Here is a 21250-nt window from a genome sequence, read left to right on the forward strand (position 1 = left end):
GCGGTACTCGCGCTTGGCGCCACTCATCGACGCACACGTCCTTCCATGGCTCACTTCTCGTGTTTTCCCGGTGCTTCGGCGCTGTCCGATTTCCGTCAAACCCGCCTGCTCGAGACGCTTACCCGCATTGACCCGAACATCGTCGATGTGCGGGGGCAATATTTGCATTTCGTCAACGCGTTGACGCCACTGACGGCACAAGACAACGAGCGCATCGAGGCACTCGTCCATTACGGTACGCCGTTTGCTGCGCTTGACGCGCGCGGTGCCACCGAATCGTTTCTCGTGCTGCCGCGCTTCGGCACGGTGTCGCCCTGGGCCAGCAAGGCGACCGACATCGCGCATCACTGCGGTCTGACACAGGTGCGGCGCATCGAGCGCGGTATCGAGTACACGGTCACGCTTAAGGCGGGGCTGTTCGGTGTGGGAAGCAAAAGGAGCCTGGCCGACGACGTCCGCGCAGCGCTTGCCGCGGCGCTGCATGACCGCATGACCGAGAGCGTCGTACGCTCGCGCGACGACGCCGTGCATTTGTTCGACGAACTGCCGGCCAAGCCGCTCGCGACGGTCGATGTGCTGGAGCACGGACGTGCCGCGCTCGATCGCGCGAACGCGGCGCTTGGTTTGGCATTGGCGGACGATGAAATCGATTACCTCGTCGATGCCTTTGCAAAGCTCGGCCGCAATCCAAGCGATGTCGAACTGATGATGTTTGCGCAAGCGAACAGCGAACACTGCCGGCACAAGATCTTCAACGCCGAATGGACCATCGACGGCGTGCCGCAAGATATATCGCTTTTCCAGATGATCAAGAATACGGAGAAGCTGAACCCGCAAGGCACGATCGTCGCCTACTCCGACAACTCGGCGATCATGGCTGGCGGCCCGGCCGAACGCTGGTTCCCACGGCCAGCAAGCGGTACGAGCGGCATGCTCGACGAGCGCTACGGCCGTCATGTCGAACTTGCGCACACGCTGATGAAGGTCGAAACCCATAACCACCCGACCGCAATTTCACCGTTCGCCGGTGCCGCGACCGGGGCGGGCGGCGAGATTCGCGACGAAGGCGCGACGGGCCGCGGCGCGCGGCCGAAGGCCGGTTTGACGGGGTTCTCGGTCTCGAATCTCGAACTGCCTGGCGCCGTAGCCTCATGGGAGAACGCTCGCGATGCCGCCACGCCGCTTGGCTCGCGTCCAAGCGAGCAAACGGGCGAGGGCGCTTACGGCCGGCCCGAGCGCATCGCTTCGCCGCTGCAAATCATGATCGACGGGCCGTTGGGCGGCGCGGCGTTCAACAACGAGTTTGGCCGACCTAATCTGGGCGGCTATTTCCGTGTCTACGAGCAAAATGTCGGCGGCACCGTGCGCGGCTATCACAAGCCGATCATGATTGCGGGCGGCATCGGGAACATATCCGACGCCCATACGCATAAGCGTGATTTGCCGGCCGGATCGCTGCTGATTCAGATCGGCGGGCCTGGCATGCGTATCGGCATGGGCGGGGGCGCGGCAAGCTCGATGGCCACCGGCGCAAACACGGCCGAGCTCGATTTCGACTCGGTCCAACGCGGCAACCCTGAGATTGAGCGGCGCGCACAGGAAGTGATCAACGCGTGCTGGCAGCTCGGCGACGCGAACCCGATCCTCAGCATTCACGACGTGGGTGCGGGCGGCCTTTCGAACGCATTCCCTGAACTCGTCGACGGCGCCGGCAAAGGGGCGCGTTTCGAATTGCGGCAGGTACCGCTAGAGGAAAGCGGGTTGTCGCCGCGCGAGATCTGGTCGAACGAGGCGCAAGAACGCTATGTGCTGGCGATTGCACCAGCCGATCTGCCTGCCTTCGAAGCGATATGCGCGCGCGAGCGCTGCCCGCTTGCCGTGGTGGGTGTGGCCACCTCGGAGCGCCAGCTTCAATTGATTGACGCGCAAAGTGAAGGGGAGGCGGCTTATCCCGTCGATATGCCGATGGACGTGCTGCTCGGCAAGGCGCCCCGCATGCACCGCGATGTGACGCGCGCGCTGCGCGCGCATCCCGAGGTCGACGTAACGGGCCTTTCGTTGGAGGACACCGCGCTTTCGGTGCTCAAGCATCCGAGTGTCGCGAGCAAATCGTTTTTGATCACAATCGGCGACCGCTCGGTTGGCGGCACGAGTGTGAGGGACCAGCTCGTCGGCCCGTGGCAAGTGCCCGTCGCGGACTGCGCGATCACGGCCGTCGATTACGCCGGCTTTCGCGGCGAGGCCATGACGATGGCCGAGCGCGCGCCGCTTGCCGTCATCGATGCCCCGGCGTCGGGGCGCATGGCGGTGGGCGAAGCCATCACGAACATTGCAGCCGCGCCCATCGTGGCATTGGACAAGCTCAAGCTGTCGGCCAATTGGATGGCCGCTTGCGGCAGTCCTGGCGAAGACGCTGCGTTATTCGATACGGTGCGGGCCGTCGGCATGGAGCTCTGCCCGGCGCTGGGCATCAGCATCCCGGTGGGCAAGGACTCGTTGTCGATGAAGACGAAGTGGGATGAGCGCGGCGTGACGAAGGAGGTTACGTCGCCTGTATCGCTGATCATTTCAGCGTTCGCCCCCGTGGACGACGTGCGCCGCCATTTGACGCCACAATTGCGCCGCGCGGAGGACGTCGGTGCGTCGGTGCTGATCGTCATCGATCTGGGACGCGGCAAGCACCGGCTCGGCGGCAGCATCCTCGCACAAGTGACGCAGCAAGTCGGCGCAAGCGTGCCGGACGTCGACGACCCGGAAGATCTGAAGCGCTTTTTTTCGGCGATTCAAACACTCAACGCAGACGGCTTGCTGCTGGCGTACCACGACCGCTCGGACGGCGGCCTCTGGGCGAGCGTGTGCGAGATGGCATTCGCCGGGCACCTCGGTGTGTCGCTCAATATCGACATGTTGACGCTCGACGCGCAGCACGAGTCCGACCATGGCGATGCGAAGGATTGGGCGAAGCAAACGAGCGGGCGCCGCGAAGACCGTACATTGCGCGCGCTCTTTAGCGAAGAGCTTGGCGCGGTGGTGCAGGTGCGCGCGAGCGAGCGCGACACCGTCCTCGGCGTGCTGCGGGAACATGGCCTCGGCGCATGCTCGCATGTGATCGGCAAGCCGAACGAGCGCGATGCGATCGAAATCTATCGCGATGCCAAGAAGATTTACGATGCGCCGCGCGCCGAATTGCAGCGGGCGTGGGGCGAGGTCAGCTGGCGCATTGCGCGGCTGCGCGACAACCCCGCCTGTGCCGATGCGGAATATGACGCGCTGCTCGACACGGCAGACCCCGGCATTTCGCCGCATCTGACGTTCGATCCGGCCGACGACATTGCGGCACCGATGATCGCGACGGGGGCGCGTCCGCGCGTGGCGATTTTACGCGAGCAAGGCGTCAACTCGCATCTGGAAACGGCGTATGCGTTCGACCGCGCGGGCTTCGACGCCTATGACGTGCACATGAGCGATTTGCTGTCGGGCCGCGCGACGCTTGCCGATTTCGCGGGCGCGGTGGCATGTGGCGGGTTCTCTTACGGCGACGTGCTCGGCGCGGGCGAGGGTTGGGCAAAGACAGTCCGATTCAACCCGATGCTGGCGGACATGTTCGCCGCGTTCTTCGCGCGCCGCGATACGTTCGCGCTCGGCATCTGTAACGGCTGCCAGATGATGAGCAGCCTCGCGTCGATGATTCCGGGGGCCGAGGCTTGGCCGAAGTTCACGCGCAACAAGTCGGAGCAGTTCGAAGCGCGTTTCTCGCTCGTGCGCGTCGATTCATCGCCTTCACTCTTTTTCGCCGGCATGGAAGGCTCGCGTTTGCCGGTTGCCGTCGCGCATGGCGAAGGATTTGCCGACTTTTCGCAACAAGGCGACGTGCAACGCGTCAGTGTGGCAATGCGCTACGTCGATCATCGCGGCGAAGCCACTGAGCGCTATCCGTTCAACCCGAATGGTTCGCCCGCGGGCATCACGTCGGTGACCACGCCCGACGGGCGCTTCACGGTACTGATGCCGCATATGGAGCGCGTGCACCGCACCGTGCAAATGAGTTGGCATCCGGAAGGCTGGGGCGAAGCCAGCCCGTGGATGCGCGCATTTCGCAACGCACGTCGCTGGCTCGGCTGAACGCGCGCGACAAAGCGACAAAGCCGCCACAAATAACAAAGCCGCCCACAAGGGCGGCTTTGTCGCATCTTCGTTATGCGTTATTGAATCTTCGCCTGCGAGCGCAGGTTCTGCTCGAACGTTTGCAGTTTTTCCTGCTGCATTTGCTGGCTGATCTGCGCCTTGACCTGTTCGAGCGGCGGCGGCGTCATCGCGCGCGTGTCGTCGAGGCGAATGATATGCCAGCCGAATTGGGTGTGAACGGGGGCATCCGTCACTTGGCCTTTTTGCAGCTTCTCGGCCGCTTGCGCGAACTCGGGCACGTAGGCCTTCGGGTTCGACCAGTCGAGATCGCCGCCGTTTTTCGCCGAGCCTGGATCGATCGAATATTGCTTCGCCAGATCCTCGAATTTAGCACCGCCCTTGAGCTTCGCGGTCAGATCCTTTGCTTGCTGCTCGTCCTTCACGAGGATGTGATGCAAATGCAGTTCGCTGCCCGAAACTTGTTTGATGAGTTCGTCGTAGCGCGCCTTGACTTCGGCGTCGGTGGGGGCGTGCTTCTTCGTGAAGTCTTCGATCAGCGCACGCAGCACCACAGTTTGCTGAGCGACGGCAATTTGCGATTTGACATCGGGGTGGGTCGGAATGCCTTCGCGCACCGCTTCTTGCATCAGAATTTCGCGATTGATCAGTTCGTCGCGTACCGCCTGCTGCAATTGCGCGGAATCTTGCTGGCCTTGCTTGACGAGTTGGCTCACGAGCGCATCGGCGCGGGCCTTCGGAATCGGCGTGCCATTGACGACTGCAATATTCTGCGCGAAGGCAGGCGCTGCCGCAAACGCGGCCAGCAATATCCAGAGGCGGGATTTCTTATAGGTCATTGAAGGTTCCTAATGTTCCTAGCGGGAAAAGTTCGGTAAAAGGGAAAAAAGGAAAACGGCGGGCTGAGGTTGAACGAACGCGCTCAGGATGAGGCGGGCGGCGCATCGTTCGCGCGCGCGAATTCCTCTGGCGTGTAAGCCGTGATGGCGAGCGCATGGATACCGCGCTGCATCACGTCGGCCAGGGCATCATACACGAGCCGGTGCCGCGCCAGACGGGCCTTGCCGGCAAATACGGACGAAACCACCGTGACCGCGTAATGCCCCCCGTCTGATGCACCGGCATGCCCCGCGTGCAGCGCGCTGTCGTCGCGCACGTTGACCGACGAGGGCGCCAATGCGGCGTTCAGACGCGCTTCGATAAACGCGATGCGCTCTTTTTGGCCGCCCGTCGCGAACGCTTCGATAGGCGGTGTGTTGACGCTCGGTGTCACGCTCACTCCTCCTTCAGATACTTCGCGAGCCACAGGCTTTGCGCGACGATGAAAACGACCATGGCGCCAGTCGTGCCGAACAGCTTGAAGTTGACCCATTGCGTCTCGGTAAAGTTGCCGACGACGTACAGGTTGACCACCCCGAGCGCGACGAAAAACAGCGCCCACGCGAGGTTGAGCCGGTCCCATACGGCGTCGGGCAACGTCAGTTGCTTGCCCATCATCGTTTGGATCAGGTTCTTGCGAAAGGCGTACCGTGCCACGACCAGCCCGGTCGCAAAGAGCCAATAGAGTGCCGTAGGCTTCCACTGGATGAACTTCTGATCATGCAAAACAAGCGTCGCGCCGCCGAAGACGACGATGACCACCAGGCTCACCCAAAGCATCGTGTCGACCTTGCGATGGCGGAACGCAACCCAGGCCACCTGGATCAGCGTCGCGGCAATGGCGACCGCTGTGGCGTTGAAGATGCCCCAGAATTTGAACGCCACGAAGAAAAGGATGATGGGGAAAAGATCGAACAGAAATTTCATGGATGGCCGAGGGCGTCGGATTAAGGCGACAAAATGTCGGCGAAGGCGCCAGATGGCGCCGCTTCAACATCGGCGGCGCCCACAAGCGGCGCTACTTGGGCTCGAATTGTAGCGCAGCCGAATTGATGCAGTAACGCAGACCCGAAGGCGCCGGACCATCTTCGAATACGTGGCCGAGGTGCGCGCCACAGTGCTTGCAGCGGACTTCGATGCGCAGCATGCCGTGCGAGCGGTCCGTCCGCTCTTCGATCACCTCGCCGTCGAGCGGCTTGAAGTAGCTCGGCCAGCCGCAGCCGGCGTCGAATTTGGTCGACGACTCGAAAAGCGGCGTGCCGCAGCATACGCAGTCGTAAACGCCGCGCTCCCAGTGGTCCCAATAGCGCCCCGTGAAGGGTCGTTCGGTGGCGGCGTGGCGCGTCACTTCGTATTCCATCTCGGACAACTGCGAGCGCCAGGCTTCGTCCGGTTTCTGCACGGGGTAGTGCTCACCGGCCGATTCTGCCGAAGCGGGCGCGTCATGGGGATCGGTGGGACGATTCATGTCGATATGTCTCCGCGAAAAATGGGCGCCTGCCCGGTCCGCCAATTTCCATAAGCGGCGATAAGCCTCGACAAGCGCTGGGTTATACATGGCTTATACGATGTGCCGCACGGTTCGGATGCGCCAGGCGCTCACGACGAGCAGCTCACCGATAGCGTGTCCGCCCAGTCGGGCGGCAGTGCCGCGTAGCTTTCGAACGCGGGTTGTTCGTCGAATGGATGCCGCAGCACGGCAGCAAGCCGTTCGAGTTCGGAGAAGTCCTTCTCTTTCGCGCGCTGAATCGCCGTTTCGGCGAGGTGATTGCGCAGCACGTACTTCGGGTTGACGCGATTCATCGCCTCGCGCCGGGCCCCGTCGTCACGCGGATCGTGGGCGAGACGCGCGCGGTAATCCGTCGCCCAGCGATCGAACGCCTCGCGATCGACAAACATATCGCGTAAAAGGGCATCGCCGCTCGCATCGTGCTTGCACAACTGCGCGAGCCGCCGAAAAGTCAGCGTGAAATCGGCCCGGCTGGCATGCATGAGTTCCAGCAGCCGATCGGCGAGTTGATCGTCGCCAGGGAGCGCCTCCGCCAGGCCTAGCTTGTCCCGCATACGCCGCTCGAGCGCGGGCGCGAAGTGGGCTTTGAAGCCTTCGAGAACCTGCTGCGCGTCGGCGATCGAGCGTTCGCTGCGAGCGGCCTCGTCATGGTGCGCGCCGATCAGCGACAGCAAAGCCTGCGCGAGGCAAAAGCAGTTCCAATAGGCAATCTGCGGCTGCATCCGATACGCATAGCGGCCTTGCGTATCCGAGTGGTTGCAAATGTGATCGGCGTCGAAGCTATCGAGAAAGCCGAAGGGGCCGTAGTCGATCGTCAGGCCGAGAATCGACATGTTGTCGGTATTCATCACGCCATGGCAAAAGCCGACCGCCTGCCACTGAGCGACGCGCTCGGCGGTACGCTGAACCACTTCGTCGAGCAACGCGAGATAAGGGTCGCGGGCGGCACGGCAGTGCGGGTAGAAACGCTCGATCACGTGATCAGCCAATGCGCGCAGCGCGTCGGCCTGCCCGCTGGCGTAAAAATGCTCGAAGTGGCCGAAGCGCACGAAACTGGGCGCCACGCGCGTGAGCACCGCGGCCGTCTCGATTTCCTCGCGGCGCACGGGTTGATCGGAACCGATTACCGTCAGCGCGCGCGTCGTCGGAATGCCGAGATGGTGCATGGCTTCCGAGCAGAGAAATTCGCGGATCGACGAGCGCAATACCGCGCGGCCATCCCCCATGCGCGAATAGGGCGTGCGGCCGCTACCCTTGAGCTGCAACTCGTGGCGCACGCCGTCGTGTTCGAGTTCCAGTTCGCCCAGTGTCAGCGCACGGCCGTCGCCGAGTTGGCCCGCCCAGATGCCGAACTGATGTCCCGAATAGACAGATGCGTATGGCAGCGCACGGGCGGGCCATTCGCGCGTCGTATTGCCGCAGAAGAATTCGGCGAAGCCGGGGGCGAACGCAATGTCTGCGGCGAGCCCAATGCTCGTGGCGGCATCAGCGGAAAAACCGACCACATAGGGTGCGGGAAGCGGTGCTGCGGGCAAACGCGTGTAAAACGCTTCGCCCAATTGCGCGAACGATGCTTCGCGCTGGGCCCAAAGGGCCTCGGCGAGTACGGCTACCGAGCCGATCGGCTCGACGGTGCTTGGGGAAAACGACATATTGAGTTGCCTCTGAGTTACCCGATATTGTAAGGCGCCACGGCGCGGCGCGTGATCAGCGCGCCCAAACCCGCCGCTGCTGTGCCGGCCTTGCCGCGTCGGGCGCCCCCAGGAGACATTCGCGATGACCAAGCCGTTGCTGGGCCAGATGATGGATGTACCGCTGAACGTTTCAATGCTTATCCAGCATGCGGCGCGCTATGCCGGCGATACCGAAATCGTGTCGCGTCGCATCGAAGGCGATATTCATCGCTATACCTATCGCGATTGCGAAAATCGGGCCAGACGGCTTGCCCAAGCGCTGACCCGGCTCGGCGTCGAGCCGTCCGAGCGCATCGGCACGCTGGCTTGGAACGGCTACCGGCATCTCGAAGCCTACTACGGCATCCCCGGTATGGGCGCCGTCTGCCATACGATCAATCCGCGGCTTTTCCCGGAGCAGATCGCTTATATCATCAACGACGCCGATGATCGCTACGTGCTCTTCGACACGACTTTCGCACCGCTTGTGGCCGCGCTGGCGCCGCGGTGCCCGAACGTGAAGGCATGGATCGCGCTGGCCGACGCCGCGCATTTGCCGTCGATCGAGGCATCGGTGCAGGTGCCGGTGCTCTGCTACGAAACGCTCGTCGACGCCGAGGACGGCCTGTTCGAATGGCCCGTGTTGGACGAGCGGCTGGCCAGCTATTTGTGCTACACGTCGGGCACCACCGGCAACCCGAAAGGGGCACTTTATTCGCATCGCTCGGTGGTGCTGCATGCCTATGGCGCGGCCTTGCCCGATGCAATGGGCGTGTCGGCGCGCGATTCCGTGTTGCCCGTCGTGCCGATGTTCCATGTCAACGCCTGGGGCATCCCGCACGCGGCGCCTTTGAGCGGGGCGAAGCTCGTGCTGCCCGGCAAGGATCTGGACGGCAAATCGCTTTACGAACTGATGGAAGCGGAGCGTGTCACGTTCTCGGCTGGCGTCCCGACGGTCTGGATGGGGCTGCTTGCCCATCTGCACGAGTCGGGCAAGCGCTTCACCTCGCTCGCTCGCACCGTAATCGGCGGCTCCTGCTGCCCGCCCGCGATGTTGCGCAGCTTCGAGGACGACTACGGGGTGCGCGTGATCCATGCCTGGGGCATGACCGAGCTCTCACCACTCGGCACGCTGGCACGGCTCAACTGGGCGCAGTCGCAGCGGCCGGCCGAGGAGCAGAGGAGCCTGCTCGAGAAGCAGGGCACAGTGATTTTCGGCGTCGACATGAAAATCGTCGGCGAAGACGGACGCGAATTGCCGCGCGACGGCGTGGCGTTCGGCGATTTGCATGTGCGTGGCCCGTGGGTGATCGATCGCTACTTTGGCTGCGATGCGTCGCCGCTTGTCGCCGGATGGTTTCCAACCGGCGACGTGGCTACGATCGACCCCGAAGGCTTTTTGCATATTACGGATCGCAGCAAGGATGTCGTCAAATCGGGCGGGGAGTGGATCAGCTCGAGCGAAGTCGAAAACGTCGCCGTCGCGCACCCCGACGTTGCCGAAGCGGCCTGCATTGCCTGCGCGCATCCGAAGTGGGGCGAGCGGCCGTTGCTGGTTGTCGTCAAACGCGCGACGGGTGCATCGCTCACGCGCGATATGCTTCTTGCGTTCTACGAGGGCAAGGTCGCCAAGTGGTGGATCCCGGACGACGTCGTCTTCGTTTCCGAGTTGCCGCACACGGCCACGGGCAAGCTCTCGAAAATGAGACTGCGCGAAATGTTCCGTCATCACTACGAGCAGATGTTGCCAAGCGAAGCGGCTCGGGATTGAAAACGTTGAGTCTGGCTGTTATCGCAAGCTGGCCACCCAGCCGCGCAGACCGTCGATCTGGCGGAATTCGTCGACCGCGCGCACGGTGGGCATCCCGGTGCGACGACGCATCATGCGGCACAGCGCGTCGCCCGGACCCAACTCCAGCACCGCGCTCACGCCGCACTCGAGGATAGCCTGCTGGCACTCGCCCCAATGAATCGTTTGCGCGAGCTGTGCGGCCAGCTTGCGGGCGCCATCATCAACGCGTATGACGCGTTCGGCGTCGATGCCGCTGAGCAGCCGCACACCGCCGCGTGGGGCAATCGGTCGAGCGTTTTGCAACGCATCGGCAAAGGGTTGCACGGCGTGCGCAACGAGCTGCGTGTGCGACGGCACCGCGATCCGCAGCCGCTTGACGGTGCTCGCGCCAGCTTGCCGCGCGGCGTCGGCAAAAGCGTCGATATCCGCCAGCGTGCCGCCCAGTACGAAGCTTTCGACGTCATTGGCGATCGCGATATGCAAACCATGGCCTTCGGCAAGCGGCTCCAGCACGGCCGCGCGCAGACCTGTCACGCCGAGCATGCCGCAATTGCCAGGCGACGCAGCGTCCATATACTCGGCACGCCGGGCTGTCAGACGCAATGTTTCATCGACGCTCAGACAGCCGGCGCACCCCCAAGCGGCTAATTCGCCGACGCTATAACCGGCCATCACGATACGCATCGGCCATAGCGGCTGCAGCGCGGCCCACGCGGCAAGCGCTTGGGTGCAGCAAAGCAGTTGGCCCGTGCGGTTATCGAAGCATGCCGCCTCGGGGGCCGTGCGTACGAGCACACGCGGGTCCGTGCGGCCGAGATGCGTCGCAGCCGCTTCGAAGATCGCCTCCGCTTCCCGAGATTGCCCCGTCAGCGAGAACATATCGCGATGTTGCGCACCCTGGCCCGAACAGAGAATGGCGAGCACGGTTAGGCGCTCGCTGCGATGGCATCGACCTTGTGCGACTGGTCGATCGCGTCGACAAACAGGCACATGGCGAGTAAATCGGCACAACCTCCCGGCGACAGCCGCCGTGCGACGAACTCGCGATGAATGTCGGCGGCGCGCGTGCGCCAAGCGTTGTCCGCGATGCCGCCTTGCGCCAGAAATTGGCGAGCGCGCGTGCGCGCCCATCGCATGCCGGCGAGCCCGCCGCGATGCAGGAGATTCGTGTCGTCCACCTCGGATACCAGTGCAAAAAGCACCTGCACGCGCTGCGCTTGCGCGTCGTGCGCGCGGATGGCGCGCGCCCAGCGCAGCGCCGGCAACGCGATGTCGTAAAGGCTCGGAAAACCGAGGGCGGCTTCGTGGCGCGCGCCGCCCGCGCCGTAGCGGCATGCGGCCGCCGTGCCATGCGTTGCCGTCGGCAGCGGCGAGGCGAGAATGGCGCGCCCCCAGTGCGTTGCCACGATCTGCCCGAGCGGCCGATGCTCGCCGCTCGAGCGGCGCAAGCCCGCCGCCGCGCAGAGCATCCCGAGCCCGAAAATAGCGCCACGGTGCGTGTTGACCCCGCCGGTCGCATCGAGCATGTCGGCTTCCGCTGCCACGCCGAGCCGGCGCAGTTCATCCATTGGCGCCACGCGCGCCCCGGCTGCTGCGATCGCGTGGAAGTAGGCGAGCAGCCGGTCGGCGCTCGCATAAAAGGTCGCGGCAGTCATGTCGGCATGGCTGCCGGCGTCGATGTGGGACACCAGCCCCGGCTTCGGCCACGTCATCACTTCGAGGACCAGCGCCCGGTGCGCACTGGACGCAAAGAAAGCGTAGTCCGCGGGCACTGGGCGCCCGTGGAAGAGGTTGGGCCTGGGCGCCGCGCATCGCGCGACGTCATCGGCGCTTATCTCGCAGATCATGGCGCTATCGGCGCTATCGGCGCTTCGAACAGCCAACGGCGCTCGCACAGCATCACGTCGCGGTCGGTCTTCGCGAGCACGCGGTCCGTTGGCTCGCGCGCACGGGCGAGTTCCCGCCATGACACGGCTTTGTCCGCGATCAAAATTTCGCCGTCGATGCGGGGGGCGGCGCGCCGGTCAAGCCTTGCGATCAGGTCGATCAGCTCGCGCAACTGTTCTTGTTGTTGCGATCCAATCGACCATAGCAAGTCGGCGTCCGACCCCGCGCCGACATACTGCACGCCGCTGACGTACTGCCACAGCAGGCTGCCGTACACGCGCGTGACGACACCCAACGTCGCGCTGCCCCGGGCCAACTCGTGCAGCGTTGAAACCCAGGCGACAGGCAAACTTGCACTTGCTTTCGATTCGAGCAAGCGCTCGATAGGAGGCAGCGCCGTTCGTTCAACGATGCTGCTCTCCAGCACGCGCAGGCAAAGCCGCTTTTTGCCATGCGCGGGCGGCGTGGCGAGTCCGACCGGAACATAACCGTCTATCGTGTCGAAGGGGGGTATCCGCTCGTCATCCGCGTTGGGCCTGCGCACGATGAGCGGATGGCCCGCCGCGGCCCAATCGAGCACGAATGGCATCGCCGCAAGCCTCGGTGTACGCGCGAAGATCTCACGCCATCCCGGCGGCGAAATACGCACCAACGTATGGCGCCGCTGCGAGAGGGGCCACTCAGCCATCGCCAAGTGCCTCGCTGATCACCCGTTGCGCGATCGCTGCGGCTTTCGTGCGGCCGCCCCGCGACGCGCCCGTTTGATCGCGACGATCCTTCGGACGCTCGTCTGGCTCGTCGCCCAACAGCGAGCGCAGGCGTGCAGCGAAAGTAGCCGGTTCGGTCCAATGCTCGGCGAATGCGCCCGTATCGAACAGCGGACGAACGCCCGGCGCAAAGATCGGCGTAAGGCGCGACATGGTCTCGAGCGCGTCGGGCGACAGCTTCGTCACCCGGGCGATGGACGGCAGATCCATGACGCTTGGCGCGGCGCCTGGCACGGCAACGAGATAGTCGGCGGCCATCGCCGTTGCGATCATTGCTCCCGCAGCAGCCTTGCCGTACAGAATCGCTACGGTGCGGCACGCGTTGACCGAAGCCAGATGCATTGCCTGGGTCAAGTGCGCCAAATATTCGTTGAGGCCCAGCAACTCGTCGCGTCGGGACAGGCTCTGGCTGCCTGCATCGATCAACAAAAGGAGCGGCGTGCCCGCAAACCGTTCGATGTGATCGAGCACACGCACCGCCAGCGCGAGCGCGATTTCAGGGCTAAGCATGCGGCCACCGGTCATGCAGAGGATGCCTATTGCCTGCCCAGGCCCAGGCCCAGGCCCGGGCCCGGGCCCAAGCCGGCCTTCGCCTGCGACGATGCCGAGCGCATCGGGTTCGAGCGAACCGGCGCCCATATCGACACCGATGCCGACGCTCACCGACAATGCCGCGAGCAGCTCATCGTGCGTCATTGCGGATCTCCTCGGATGCCAACCAACTTGCGACAAACTGCGCGTCGCCGACTTCGGCCACGCGCTCGGGGTCCGGCAACCCGCGCTTACGCCAGAGGTCCGGCGCGTCGCGGCACTCGCCGAACGCGGCAAGGCGCTCCGCCAAACGGCGTTGTTCGGCTCGCGCACCGTTCATGTCGAACGTTGCTGGCCCGTCCAGCAACGAGATGGCCGCATTGCGAAACGCATCGATGGTATCGGCGACATAACGTTGGGCGCTGCCCATCAGCGTCCGGGTTCGGCCGCCCGTGATGCGCCAGACGAGCGCGCGATCCTTTGCGTCGAACTCCTCGACGCCTCGGTTCGTCTCGATGACCTCGGGCCCGGACACGCCCGTGCGTCCGTGACGCGAGATGACGAGCACCGTGCAACAAGCGGCGGTGATCCCGGCGCCGCCGAATGCGCCGCTGCGCCCGCCGACGAGTCCAATCACGCGTACGCCGGCGCGCCGCGCATCCAGCAGCGCGCGAATCGTTTCGGATACCGCGATTTCGCCGGCATTCGCTTCTTGCAGCCGCACGCCGCCGCTGTCGAGCGCCAGCAACACCGGATGCGGCGCGCCAAGTTGCGCACTCACGCGCGCCGCCCGCAACAAGCCGACGAGCTTGGCCCCGGACACCTCGCCAAAAGTGCCGCCCATGAAGCGGCTTTCCTGAGCCGCGAGCCACACCGCGCGCCCCGCGAGCAAGCCACGGCCAATGACGATTCCATCATCGAACGCGCAAGGCAGCTCGAAGAGGGGAAGATGCGGACTCGTCTCGCGTTGCTGCGGCCCGATGAATTCGACGAACGAGCGTTTATCGAGCAGGGCGCGCACGCGCTCGCGCGCCGTGGCTTCGAGCCAGCTCGGCACGGCGTGGGCGGCCAAGACCTGCGTCATACGTCGTCTCCCAATGCCGCGGCCGCTTGCATCAGTCGCAGCATCACCGTATCGGGACGGGCGCCGCAATCGTTGATCGAAAAGCGAACGCCGCCCGGCGCGTGGCGCTCGACAAAATCGGTCGTCACCGCGTGCCAGAGCGCCGCGAAACCTTTGACGGGCGAGCAAATCTCGATCTCGCAGACGGCGTCGTCATCGATGCGCTCGGCCAGTACCTCGAGATTGCCCGAGCCGACGACGCCCACGATGGCCTGGGCCTTGAAGCCTGGCAGACGCCGCGTCGATGCATGAGTAAAGGTCAACGTTTCCATCGTAGGCACCTCACCAGTTGCGGAACTTCGAGGGCGGCTTGTAAAGTCCGCCCGACCAGTCGACGAGATCGGCAATCGAGCGCGCAGCCAGCAATTGGCGGCTCGCATCGAGCGCATTGATGCCGAGATCCTGCGGACGCAGGATGATGCCGCGCGCGCGCAGTGCCTCGGTTGCGTTGCGATCTCGCGCGCGCCCGACGTCGGTGTAGCCCGCCACCGCGCGAATGGCCTGCTCACGCTCGGCGTGGCTGCGCGTCAGCAACAGATTCGCGATGCCTTCCTCGGTGACGATGTGCGTCACGTCATCGCCATAAATCATGACGGGCGGCAAATCGAGATCGAATTGCTTTGCCATGGCCACGCTATCAAGCGTTTCAACGAACGCGGGCGAGTTCTTGTCGCCAAAGGTTTCGACTACTTGCACGACGAGTTTGCGCCCGCGCGCGAGTGTCGCTCCGGTGCCGCGTTGACTTTGCTCACCTGCCTTGAGCCACGCGGGCGACGGATGCCGCCGGCCGCGCGCATCGGCACCCAGGTTCGGGGCGCCGCCGAAGCCGGCAATGCGATCGGATCGCACGGTCGACGAGTTGCCTTGTAAATCGATTTGCAGCGTCGAGCCGATGAACAGATCGAGTGCATAGTGGCCGGCATTATGCGCAAACATGCGATTCGAGCGCTGTGCACCGTCCTGGCCCACAAAGAAAACGTCCGGCCGCGCGGACACATAGGCGTCCATCCCGATTTCGGCGCCGGGCGAATGCACATGCTGGACCCATCCCGATTCGATTGCCGGAATCAGCGTCGGATGCGGATTGAGCATGAAGTGCGTGGCGATCTTTCCTTTCAGGCCGAGACGTTCGCCGTAGGTCGGCAACAGCAGTTCGATCGCGGCGGTTGGGAACCCCACACCGTGATTCAGGCGCACGACGCCGTATTCGGCATAGATGCCCTTGATGGCCATCATCGCCATCAGGATTTGCGTTTCGGTGATATTGGCCGGGTCGCGCGTGAACAACGGCTCCATGTAAAACGGTTCTGGCGACTGAACGACGAAATCGACTTGATCGCCAGGCAAATCGACACGCGGCAAACGCGTCACGATCTCGTTGACCTGCGCGACGACGATACCGTCTTTGAAGGCGGTGGCCTCGGCGATCGTCGGCGTGTCCTCGGTGTTGGGACCCATATAGAGGTTGCCGTCGCGATCGGCCGCGCGCGCGACAATCAACGCAACCTTCGGCGTCAGGTCGATGAAGTAGCGTGCAAAAAGTTCCGGGTAGGTGTGAATCGCCCCCAGTTCGATGCGCCCTTTGGCCAACGCTCGGGCGATCGCGCTGCCCTGCGGGCCGGAGTAGCAAAGATCCAGCTTGCGTGCGATGCCCGACTCGAACAGATCGAGATGTTCGGGCAACGTGATCCCCGATTGGACGATATGCAGGCTATGCACACGGGCAGGATCGACTTGCGTCAGCGCGCGTGCGAGAAAATCGGCCTGCTTTTGATTGTCGCCTTCCAGGCATATGCGGTCGCCAGGCCGCAGGATCGCTTCGAGCAGCGCGACGGTGTCGTCGGGCTGAAAGATTTTTCCGTCGGCATAAGGGCGCGCCGCGGAGAGTCGCGCGTTGCGATCCTTGCGCTGTTGTTGCCAGTCGGTCATGGGTGACAGCACCCTTCATGGGTTGGCGCTTTATCGTTCGTTGCGCGTTGGTCCTCATTTTAGGTATCGTGTGGCGCGCATCTGCGGGAAATTTCTCGTTTGCGCACGCGCATACAAGCTGCAGTACCATTTCTCCACTAAATGGGAAAGGCTAAGAGGTGAGCTTATGAAAGGATCGAATGAAGCGCTCGTCGTTATCGACATGCAAAACGATTTCATGCCGGGCGGCACACTTGCCGTGGCCCATGGCGACGAAATCATACCCGTTATCAATCGGCTCGCGCGCGGCTTCGAGCATGTCGTGTTCGCGCAGGATTGGCACCCGCGCGAGCACGTCTCGTTCGCCGCCAATCATGCCGGGCGCAAGCCCTTCGACGGCGTCGCGCTAGCCTATGGCGAGCAAGTGCTGTGGCCGGTGCATTGCGTACAGGGTACGACGGGCGCAGCGTTTCATGAGGGGCTCGATGTGCCGCATGCGCGACTGGTGCTGCGCAAGGGCTATCGCCGCGACATCGACAGCTACTCGGCCTTCATCGAAGCAGACCGTCATTCGACGACGGGCCTTGCTGGCTATTTGCGCGAGTCGAGCGTGACGCGCGTGTGGTGTTGCGGCGTCGCTACTGATTACTGCGTCGCGTGGACGGCACTCGATGCGCGCACGGCCGGCTTCGAGGCCGTCGTGGTCGACGATGCTTGCCGCGCCATTGATCTCGACGGCTCGCTCGAACTGGCTTGGCGCGATATGCGAGCGGCAGGTGTCGTGCGCATGCTCGCCGATGAAGCGGTTGCGTAAGCGGCGCGCCGTTCGATCGCGACAACGCGAAACGAGTATCATCCGTCGCTGCTATTTAACTCGCCAATGCATAACGAAGGAGCCCAGATTGATCCGACACATCGTGATGTGGAAATTGAAAGAAACGGCCGAGGGCGCCACGCGCGCCGAGAACGCCCGCAAGCTGAAGGAAAAACTCGAAGCGTGTCGGGACATCGTGCCGGGCATCGTGCAGATCGACGTCGGCATTGCCGCATCGGGGCTCGAATCGACCTACGATGTCGTGCTCGTTTCCGATTTCGCTGACAAGGCCGCGCTCGATGCGTACCAGGTGCATCCGACACACGAGGCGCTCAAAGCGTTCGTCGGCGCGGTGCGCGAGACACGCGCGTGCGTCGACTACGAATGCTGAAACCCGTGCTGAAAAACGGAGGGTACGATGCCCGACTCTGGCTTGACCGCTGAACGCCAACCGGCGATCGAAAGCCCCTTCGTCGATCATCTCGGCGTGCGACTGATATCGGCGGCGGACGGCGCGAGCGAGGTTGCGCTGACGCTCGCCGACGCGCACATGAACACATGGCAAGTCGTGCACGGCGGCGTGACGATGACCCTTGCCGATGTCGCGTTGGCGACCGCGGCGCGCAGTCTCGCCGATGATGGTGTGGGCGTTGTCACCATCGAAATGAAGGTCAACTTCATGCAGCCTGGGCGCGGCGAGTTGCGCGCGTTTGGGCGCGTCTTGCACCGCTCGACGACGATGGCCTATTGCGAAGGTGAAGTGCGCGACAGCGCCGGGCATTTCGTCGCCAAAGCGCTTGGCACGTTCAAGTACATGCGCAGGCTGGCCGTCGGCCGCGACATCGTCGAACAGCGAAAGCGTAGTGCACCATCGGCCCAGCCTGGGCCGAGCGACGGTTGACGCCGTTGGCGAGTGCGGCCAATTGGAACCAGGGAATTCGCCATGACGCAAATAAATCGCCAGATGCTGCTGGTCTCGCGCCCGCAACGCGCGATCTCGCAAGACAACTTCAAGTTGGTCGAGACGCCGCTTGTGCCGCTGCCGCAAGGGCATTTTCGCGTTCGCAACCATTGGCTGTCGATCGACCCGTACATGCGCGGCCGCATGAGCGACGCGAAATCGTATGCGCCGCCGCAGCCGCTCGACGAAGTGATGATGGGCGCCACCGCCGGCGAGGTAGTCGAGTCGAAGCATCCGAGCTATGCGGTGGGCGAGTGCGTGACAGGCATGTTCGGCTGGCAGGAATTCGGGCTATCGGACGGTACCGCCAATGGCGCGGCGGTGCGCAAGATCGACGTCACGAATATTGCGCTTTCCGCCTATCTGAGCGTGCTTGGCATGCCCGGGGTGACGGCGTGGTACGGGCTGAATCGCATCATCGCGCCGCGCGCCGGCCAGACGATCGTCGTCAGCGCGGCAAGCGGAGCGGTCGGCAGCGTCGTCGGTCAATTGGCCAAACTGGCCGGTTGTCGAGCCGTGGGTATTGCAGGCGGGCCGCACAAGTGCCGCTATGTTGTCCAGACACTCGGTTTTGACGCCTGTGTCGACTATCAGGCTGGTCGGCTCGAGGAAGACCTCGCGGCCGCCACGCCCGAGGGCGTGGACGGCTGCTTCGAAAATGTCGGCGGCGCACCGCTCGACGCGACGCTCGCGCGCATGAACCCGTTCGGTCGCATTGCGCTGTGCGGCATGATCGCGGGCTACGACGGTCAACCGGTGCCGTTGCAGCAGCCAGCCCGCATCTTGACGATGCGCGTGACGGTCCAGGGGTTCATCGTCACCGAGCATAAAGACGCATGGCCTCAGGCGCTTGCCGAACTCGCGCCGCTCGTGGCGGGCGGCTCGCTGCGCTATCGGGAGAGCGTCGTCGAAGGCATCGAGCACGCGCCGCAAGCGCTGATTGCGCTGCTCAAGGGTCAAAACTTCGGCAAGCAGCTCGTCAAACTCGTCTGAATCGCGCGAGGAGAGGTCATGGAGCAGTTCGAGGGCAAAGTCGCGGTGATTACCGGTGCCGCCGGCGGCTTGGGTCGCGCATTCGCCGAACGGAGCGCGGCGCTCGGCATGAACCTGGTGCTGGCCGACATCGACGCCGATGCGCTCGCCGCCACAGTCGATGCATTGACGGCCGCGGGGGCGCACGCAATCGGCGTACCGACCGATGTGGCCGATGCCACCGAGGTCGAAGCGCTCGCGGCGAAAACACTCGACGCTTACGGTGCCGTGCATCTGCTGTTCAACAATGCGGGGGTCGGCACGAGCGGCTTCGTGTGGGAAATGAGCGCGAACGATTGGGCGTGGGTGTTCGGCGTCAATGTGATGGGCGTCGCACACGGCGTGCGCGTTTTTACGCCGATCATGCTTGCGCAAAAGGAACCCGCGCACATCGTCAATACCGCGTCGGTCGCGGGGTTTCTGGCGCCGCCGATGATGGGCGTCTATAACGCTTCGAAGCATGCTGTCGTCGCGCTGACCGAAACCCTGTATCACGATTTGCGCAAAATCGATGCGCCAATCGGTTGCTCGTTGCTGAGCCCCGCGTTTGCGCCGACCGGCATTGCCGATGCCGAACGCGCGCGGCCGGCTCGATGGCGCAACGCGGCGGCGCCGAGCGCCTCGCAGGTGCTGGCCGCCCGCGAGTTGCGGCGCGCGGTACGCGCCGGGCGGCTTGGCCCGGCGCAGATTGCCGAAGCTGCATTCGACGCGGTTCGCGCTCGACGTTTCTATGTGTTCACGCATCCAGCGATTTTGCCGAGCGTGCGCCTGCGTCACGAGGATATTGAGTTGCAGCGCGCACCGACCGACCCGATGTCGCTGCGCCCCGGGATGGACGACTGAGCAAAAGCGGGCCATCGCCTTGTCGACCGGAGCCATGATGAGCGAAATCGTCTTGAAAGCGGGACGCTGGCCGGCCCTCGGCGCCGATGCCACACGCGTGCGCAACGCGGTCTTCGCGCAAGAGCAACGGATCGCTGCGCCGTTCGAATGGGACGAGACCGATCTCGCCGCGCTGCATGTCGTGGCCTTCGATATCGAAACGGATAAAAATAAAGACGAAGGTCCGCATATCCCCATAGCGGCAGGGCGACTTTTGCCCGAGGGCGCGATCGGCCGCCTTGCCGTGCTATGCGGGGCGCGTCGTCGCGGCATTGGCTCGCGCGTGTTGCAAACGCTGATTGCGCACGCTGTCCAGCGTGGCGACGCGCAAGTGAGGCTTTACGCGCAGTGCCAAGTGGTGTCGTTTTACGAGCGGCACGGCTTTGCCACGGTGGGAGACATGTTCGAAGTCGCAGGCATTCCGCACATCGAAATGGTGCGCGGTCTATCGGCTGACCGGGTTTCGACGCAAGCGTGAACAGTTTGCCGATTGCGGGGCCGTGCGCAGCACCGCTTACGTCAGCGTGCCACGTCGATCGCGAAGGCGAAAGCCCGCTCGATGTCGCCTGGCCGGCGCAGGCGATGCGAGCCGTCGTCGTCGCTGCGCTCGACGATGTCCACCCTGAGCCCCGCGCCCTCGGTACTGACGCGCAGGGCCGTCGTCCCACGCGTGCCGTAATCGGGTAGTTCGATGAAAGCGGCAGACAGTGCGCGCTCGCGTTCGATGGAAAGCCCTGTCGAAGGCAATGCGTCATCGCTTGCACGTTGCGTATCGCGCATCAGTTCGATCAACGCCGCAAGCGATGCGGGTGCCGCAGTCCGCGCCGCGAATGCCGATAATTCCGCACGCTTGCGCGCGAGCTTCGGCCAGGGCGTATCGAGCACCGCGTTCGAAATACCGTGCGCACCGGCTGGTAACAGCGCCGGAGCCATACCGCCGCGGTTGCAGTACCAGGCGAGCTCGCGCCGAACGAAATCGCCGACAAGCAGATTGAAGCCGTTGTAGCCGTCCGCTCGTTCGGCCACGCTGCGCAGGTAGGCGAGCGGCGCGATGGGTGTGCCTGTCAGGTAACCGGCGACGAGCGTGCCGCGCGTCGGCGCGTCGGCACGCACGTCATGCGGCGCTCGATAATTCGTGACTGCCGCGAAGCGCCCATCGCGCGAAAGGCCGAGCCACGTCCCACCGCCCATCAAGTCGCGCCCCGCGAGCAAGCCCGGGGCGTTATGCCACCAACCGAGCGGCTCAGTGGCGCGCGCGAAATATTCATCGCGATTTGCTGCGAGCGTGAAAAGCGGCCCGTGCGTTGCAGCAGGCTGCCAATCGAACACGATCAGGCACATGTGCCGG

The 21250-nt window shown here is 64.0% G+C and carries 21 protein-coding genes; 8 read left to right on the forward strand and 13 right to left on the reverse strand.

Annotated elements, in window-relative coordinates; genetic code table 11:
• Positions 1-45 precede the first annotated feature (45 nt).
• Entirely contained in the window at positions 46-4122 is a 4077-nt protein-coding gene (gene purL / locus ACSQ20_RS09260) for a phosphoribosylformylglycinamidine synthase (RefSeq protein ID WP_436019177.1), read from the forward strand.
• A gap of 80 nt (positions 4123-4202) precedes the next feature.
• Here purL and ACSQ20_RS09265 read toward each other — a convergent pair whose 3' ends face one another.
• From ACSQ20_RS09265 to ACSQ20_RS09285, 5 genes are all read right to left on the reverse strand, one after another.
• Positions 4203-4982 (reverse strand): peptidylprolyl isomerase, encoded by a 780-nt coding sequence (locus tag ACSQ20_RS09265; RefSeq protein ID WP_436019179.1) that lies wholly within the window; start codon positions 4980-4982, stop codon positions 4203-4205.
• Positions 4983-5065: 83 nt separating this feature from the next.
• Positions 5066-5389 carry a BolA family protein gene (locus ACSQ20_RS09270; protein WP_436023008.1) on the reverse strand — a complete coding sequence of 108 codons (324 nt, stop codon included), beginning with the start codon at positions 5387-5389 and terminating at the stop codon, positions 5066-5068.
• A 29-nt stretch (positions 5390-5418) separates the two neighbouring features.
• Entirely contained in the window at positions 5419-5949 is a 531-nt protein-coding gene (locus tag ACSQ20_RS09275; protein WP_436019181.1) for a septation protein A, read from the reverse strand.
• Between the two features lie 91 nt (positions 5950-6040).
• Complete coding sequence (gene msrB / locus ACSQ20_RS09280; RefSeq protein ID WP_436019183.1) at positions 6041-6490, reverse strand: peptide-methionine (R)-S-oxide reductase MsrB; 450 nt, start codon at positions 6488-6490, stop codon at positions 6041-6043.
• A 131-nt stretch (positions 6491-6621) separates the two neighbouring features.
• Entirely contained in the window at positions 6622-8184 is a 1563-nt protein-coding gene (locus tag ACSQ20_RS09285) for a protein adenylyltransferase SelO (RefSeq protein ID WP_436019185.1), read from the reverse strand.
• 124 nt (positions 8185-8308) lie between these two features.
• Here ACSQ20_RS09285 and ACSQ20_RS09290 point away from each other — a divergent pair, with 124 nt between their 5' ends.
• Complete coding sequence (locus tag ACSQ20_RS09290) at positions 8309-9976, forward strand: 3-(methylthio)propionyl-CoA ligase (RefSeq protein ID WP_436019187.1); 1668 nt, start codon at positions 8309-8311, stop codon at positions 9974-9976.
• 18 nt (positions 9977-9994) lie between these two features.
• Here the strand turns inward: ACSQ20_RS09290 and ACSQ20_RS09295 are convergent, their stop codons facing one another.
• Genes ACSQ20_RS09295 through mdcA form a run of 7 tightly spaced genes read right to left on the reverse strand, consistent with a single transcriptional unit; the run spans position 9995 to position 16234 of the window.
• Positions 9995-10921 (reverse strand): acyltransferase domain-containing protein, encoded by a 927-nt coding sequence (locus ACSQ20_RS09295; protein WP_436019189.1) that lies wholly within the window; start codon positions 10919-10921, stop codon positions 9995-9997.
• 2 nt (positions 10922-10923) lie between these two features.
• Positions 10924-11844: a triphosphoribosyl-dephospho-CoA synthase MdcB gene (gene mdcB, locus ACSQ20_RS09300; protein WP_436019191.1), complete on the reverse strand. Its 921-nt coding sequence runs from the start codon at positions 11842-11844 to the stop codon at positions 10924-10926.
• Complete coding sequence (gene mdcG, locus ACSQ20_RS09305) at positions 11841-12572, reverse strand: malonate decarboxylase holo-[acyl-carrier-protein] synthase (RefSeq protein ID WP_436019193.1); 732 nt, start codon at positions 12570-12572, stop codon at positions 11841-11843. Before mdcG ends, mdcB begins: the two co-directional genes overlap by 4 nt.
• Positions 12565-13347, reverse strand: a complete 783-nt coding sequence (locus tag ACSQ20_RS09310) for a biotin-independent malonate decarboxylase subunit gamma (protein WP_436019195.1) — start codon at positions 13345-13347, stop codon at positions 12565-12567. The genes mdcG and ACSQ20_RS09310 overlap by 8 nt, the downstream gene beginning before the upstream one ends.
• On the reverse strand, positions 13334-14266 hold the full coding sequence (locus tag ACSQ20_RS09315; RefSeq protein ID WP_436019197.1) for a biotin-independent malonate decarboxylase subunit beta: 933 nt from the start codon (positions 14264-14266) through the stop codon (positions 13334-13336). The genes ACSQ20_RS09310 and ACSQ20_RS09315 overlap by 14 nt, the downstream gene beginning before the upstream one ends.
• On the reverse strand, positions 14263-14577 hold the full coding sequence (mdcC, locus tag ACSQ20_RS09320) for a malonate decarboxylase acyl carrier protein (protein WP_436019199.1): 315 nt from the start codon (positions 14575-14577) through the stop codon (positions 14263-14265). Before mdcC ends, ACSQ20_RS09315 begins: the two co-directional genes overlap by 4 nt.
• Positions 14578-14587: 10 nt before the next feature.
• Complete coding sequence (gene mdcA / locus ACSQ20_RS09325) at positions 14588-16234, reverse strand: malonate decarboxylase subunit alpha (RefSeq protein WP_436019201.1); 1647 nt, start codon at positions 16232-16234, stop codon at positions 14588-14590.
• A 166-nt stretch (positions 16235-16400) separates the two neighbouring features.
• Here mdcA and pncA point away from each other — a divergent pair, with 166 nt between their 5' ends.
• The 6 genes from pncA to ACSQ20_RS09355 all read left to right on the forward strand — a co-directional run bounded on the left by pncA (position 16401) and on the right by ACSQ20_RS09355 (position 20380).
• Complete coding sequence (gene pncA / locus ACSQ20_RS09330) at positions 16401-17027, forward strand: bifunctional nicotinamidase/pyrazinamidase (protein WP_436019203.1); 627 nt, start codon at positions 16401-16403, stop codon at positions 17025-17027.
• A gap of 88 nt (positions 17028-17115) precedes the next feature.
• Complete coding sequence (locus tag ACSQ20_RS09335) at positions 17116-17418, forward strand: Dabb family protein (RefSeq protein ID WP_436019205.1); 303 nt, start codon at positions 17116-17118, stop codon at positions 17416-17418.
• 27 nt (positions 17419-17445) lie between these two features.
• On the forward strand, positions 17446-17928 hold the full coding sequence (locus ACSQ20_RS09340; RefSeq protein ID WP_436019207.1) for a PaaI family thioesterase: 483 nt from the start codon (positions 17446-17448) through the stop codon (positions 17926-17928).
• A gap of 42 nt (positions 17929-17970) precedes the next feature.
• Positions 17971-18981, forward strand: a complete 1011-nt coding sequence (locus ACSQ20_RS09345) for an NADP-dependent oxidoreductase (RefSeq protein ID WP_436019209.1) — start codon at positions 17971-17973, stop codon at positions 18979-18981.
• Positions 18982-18999: 18 nt separating this feature from the next.
• Complete coding sequence (locus tag ACSQ20_RS09350; protein ID WP_436019211.1) at positions 19000-19863, forward strand: SDR family NAD(P)-dependent oxidoreductase; 864 nt, start codon at positions 19000-19002, stop codon at positions 19861-19863.
• Between the two features lie 37 nt (positions 19864-19900).
• Positions 19901-20380 carry a GNAT family N-acetyltransferase gene (locus tag ACSQ20_RS09355; RefSeq protein WP_436023010.1) on the forward strand — a complete coding sequence of 160 codons (480 nt, stop codon included), beginning with the start codon at positions 19901-19903 and terminating at the stop codon, positions 20378-20380.
• A 41-nt stretch (positions 20381-20421) separates the two neighbouring features.
• Here ACSQ20_RS09355 and ACSQ20_RS09360 read toward each other — a convergent pair whose 3' ends face one another.
• Positions 20422-21243, reverse strand: coding sequence for an NRDE family protein (locus ACSQ20_RS09360; RefSeq protein ID WP_436019213.1), 822 nt, complete (start codon positions 21241-21243; stop codon positions 20422-20424).
• Positions 21244-21250: the final 7 nt, after the last annotated feature.

Source organism: Trinickia sp. LjRoot230 (genome assembly GCF_964253315.1).
GTDB lineage: Bacteria > Pseudomonadota > Gammaproteobacteria > Burkholderiales > Burkholderiaceae > Trinickia.

Excerpts from the sequence above, each read along its gene's own strand:
- purL (WP_436019177.1), top strand. The coding sequence starts at position 46 with ATGGCTCACTTCTCGTGTTTTCCCGGTGCTTCGGCGCTGTCCGATTTC.
- ACSQ20_RS09265 (WP_436019179.1), bottom strand. The coding sequence starts at position 4,982 with ATGACCTATAAGAAATCCCGCCTCTGGATATTGCTGGCCGCGTTTGCG.
- ACSQ20_RS09275 (WP_436019181.1), bottom strand. The coding sequence starts at position 5,949 with ATGAAATTTCTGTTCGATCTTTTCCCCATCATCCTTTTCTTCGTGGCG.
- msrB (WP_436019183.1), bottom strand. The coding sequence starts at position 6,490 with ATGAATCGTCCCACCGATCCCCATGACGCGCCCGCTTCGGCAGAATCG.
- ACSQ20_RS09285 (WP_436019185.1), bottom strand. The coding sequence starts at position 8,184 with ATGTCGTTTTCCCCAAGCACCGTCGAGCCGATCGGCTCGGTAGCCGTA.
- ACSQ20_RS09290 (WP_436019187.1), top strand. The coding sequence starts at position 8,309 with ATGACCAAGCCGTTGCTGGGCCAGATGATGGATGTACCGCTGAACGTT.
- mdcB (WP_436019191.1), bottom strand. The coding sequence starts at position 11,844 with ATGATCTGCGAGATAAGCGCCGATGACGTCGCGCGATGCGCGGCGCCC.
- mdcG (WP_436019193.1), bottom strand. The coding sequence starts at position 12,572 with ATGGCTGAGTGGCCCCTCTCGCAGCGGCGCCATACGTTGGTGCGTATT.
- ACSQ20_RS09310 (WP_436019195.1), bottom strand. The coding sequence starts at position 13,347 with ATGACGCACGATGAGCTGCTCGCGGCATTGTCGGTGAGCGTCGGCATC.
- ACSQ20_RS09315 (WP_436019197.1), bottom strand. The coding sequence starts at position 14,266 with ATGACGCAGGTCTTGGCCGCCCACGCCGTGCCGAGCTGGCTCGAAGCC.
- mdcC (WP_436019199.1), bottom strand. The coding sequence starts at position 14,577 with ATGGAAACGTTGACCTTTACTCATGCATCGACGCGGCGTCTGCCAGGC.
- mdcA (WP_436019201.1), bottom strand. The coding sequence starts at position 16,234 with ATGACCGACTGGCAACAACAGCGCAAGGATCGCAACGCGCGACTCTCC.
- pncA (WP_436019203.1), top strand. The coding sequence starts at position 16,401 with ATGAAAGGATCGAATGAAGCGCTCGTCGTTATCGACATGCAAAACGAT.
- ACSQ20_RS09340 (WP_436019207.1), top strand. The coding sequence starts at position 17,446 with ATGCCCGACTCTGGCTTGACCGCTGAACGCCAACCGGCGATCGAAAGC.
- ACSQ20_RS09345 (WP_436019209.1), top strand. The coding sequence starts at position 17,971 with ATGACGCAAATAAATCGCCAGATGCTGCTGGTCTCGCGCCCGCAACGC.
- ACSQ20_RS09350 (WP_436019211.1), top strand. The coding sequence starts at position 19,000 with ATGGAGCAGTTCGAGGGCAAAGTCGCGGTGATTACCGGTGCCGCCGGC.
- ACSQ20_RS09355 (WP_436023010.1), top strand. The coding sequence starts at position 19,901 with ATGAGCGAAATCGTCTTGAAAGCGGGACGCTGGCCGGCCCTCGGCGCC.
- ACSQ20_RS09360 (WP_436019213.1), bottom strand. The coding sequence starts at position 21,243 with ATGTGCCTGATCGTGTTCGATTGGCAGCCTGCTGCAACGCACGGGCCG.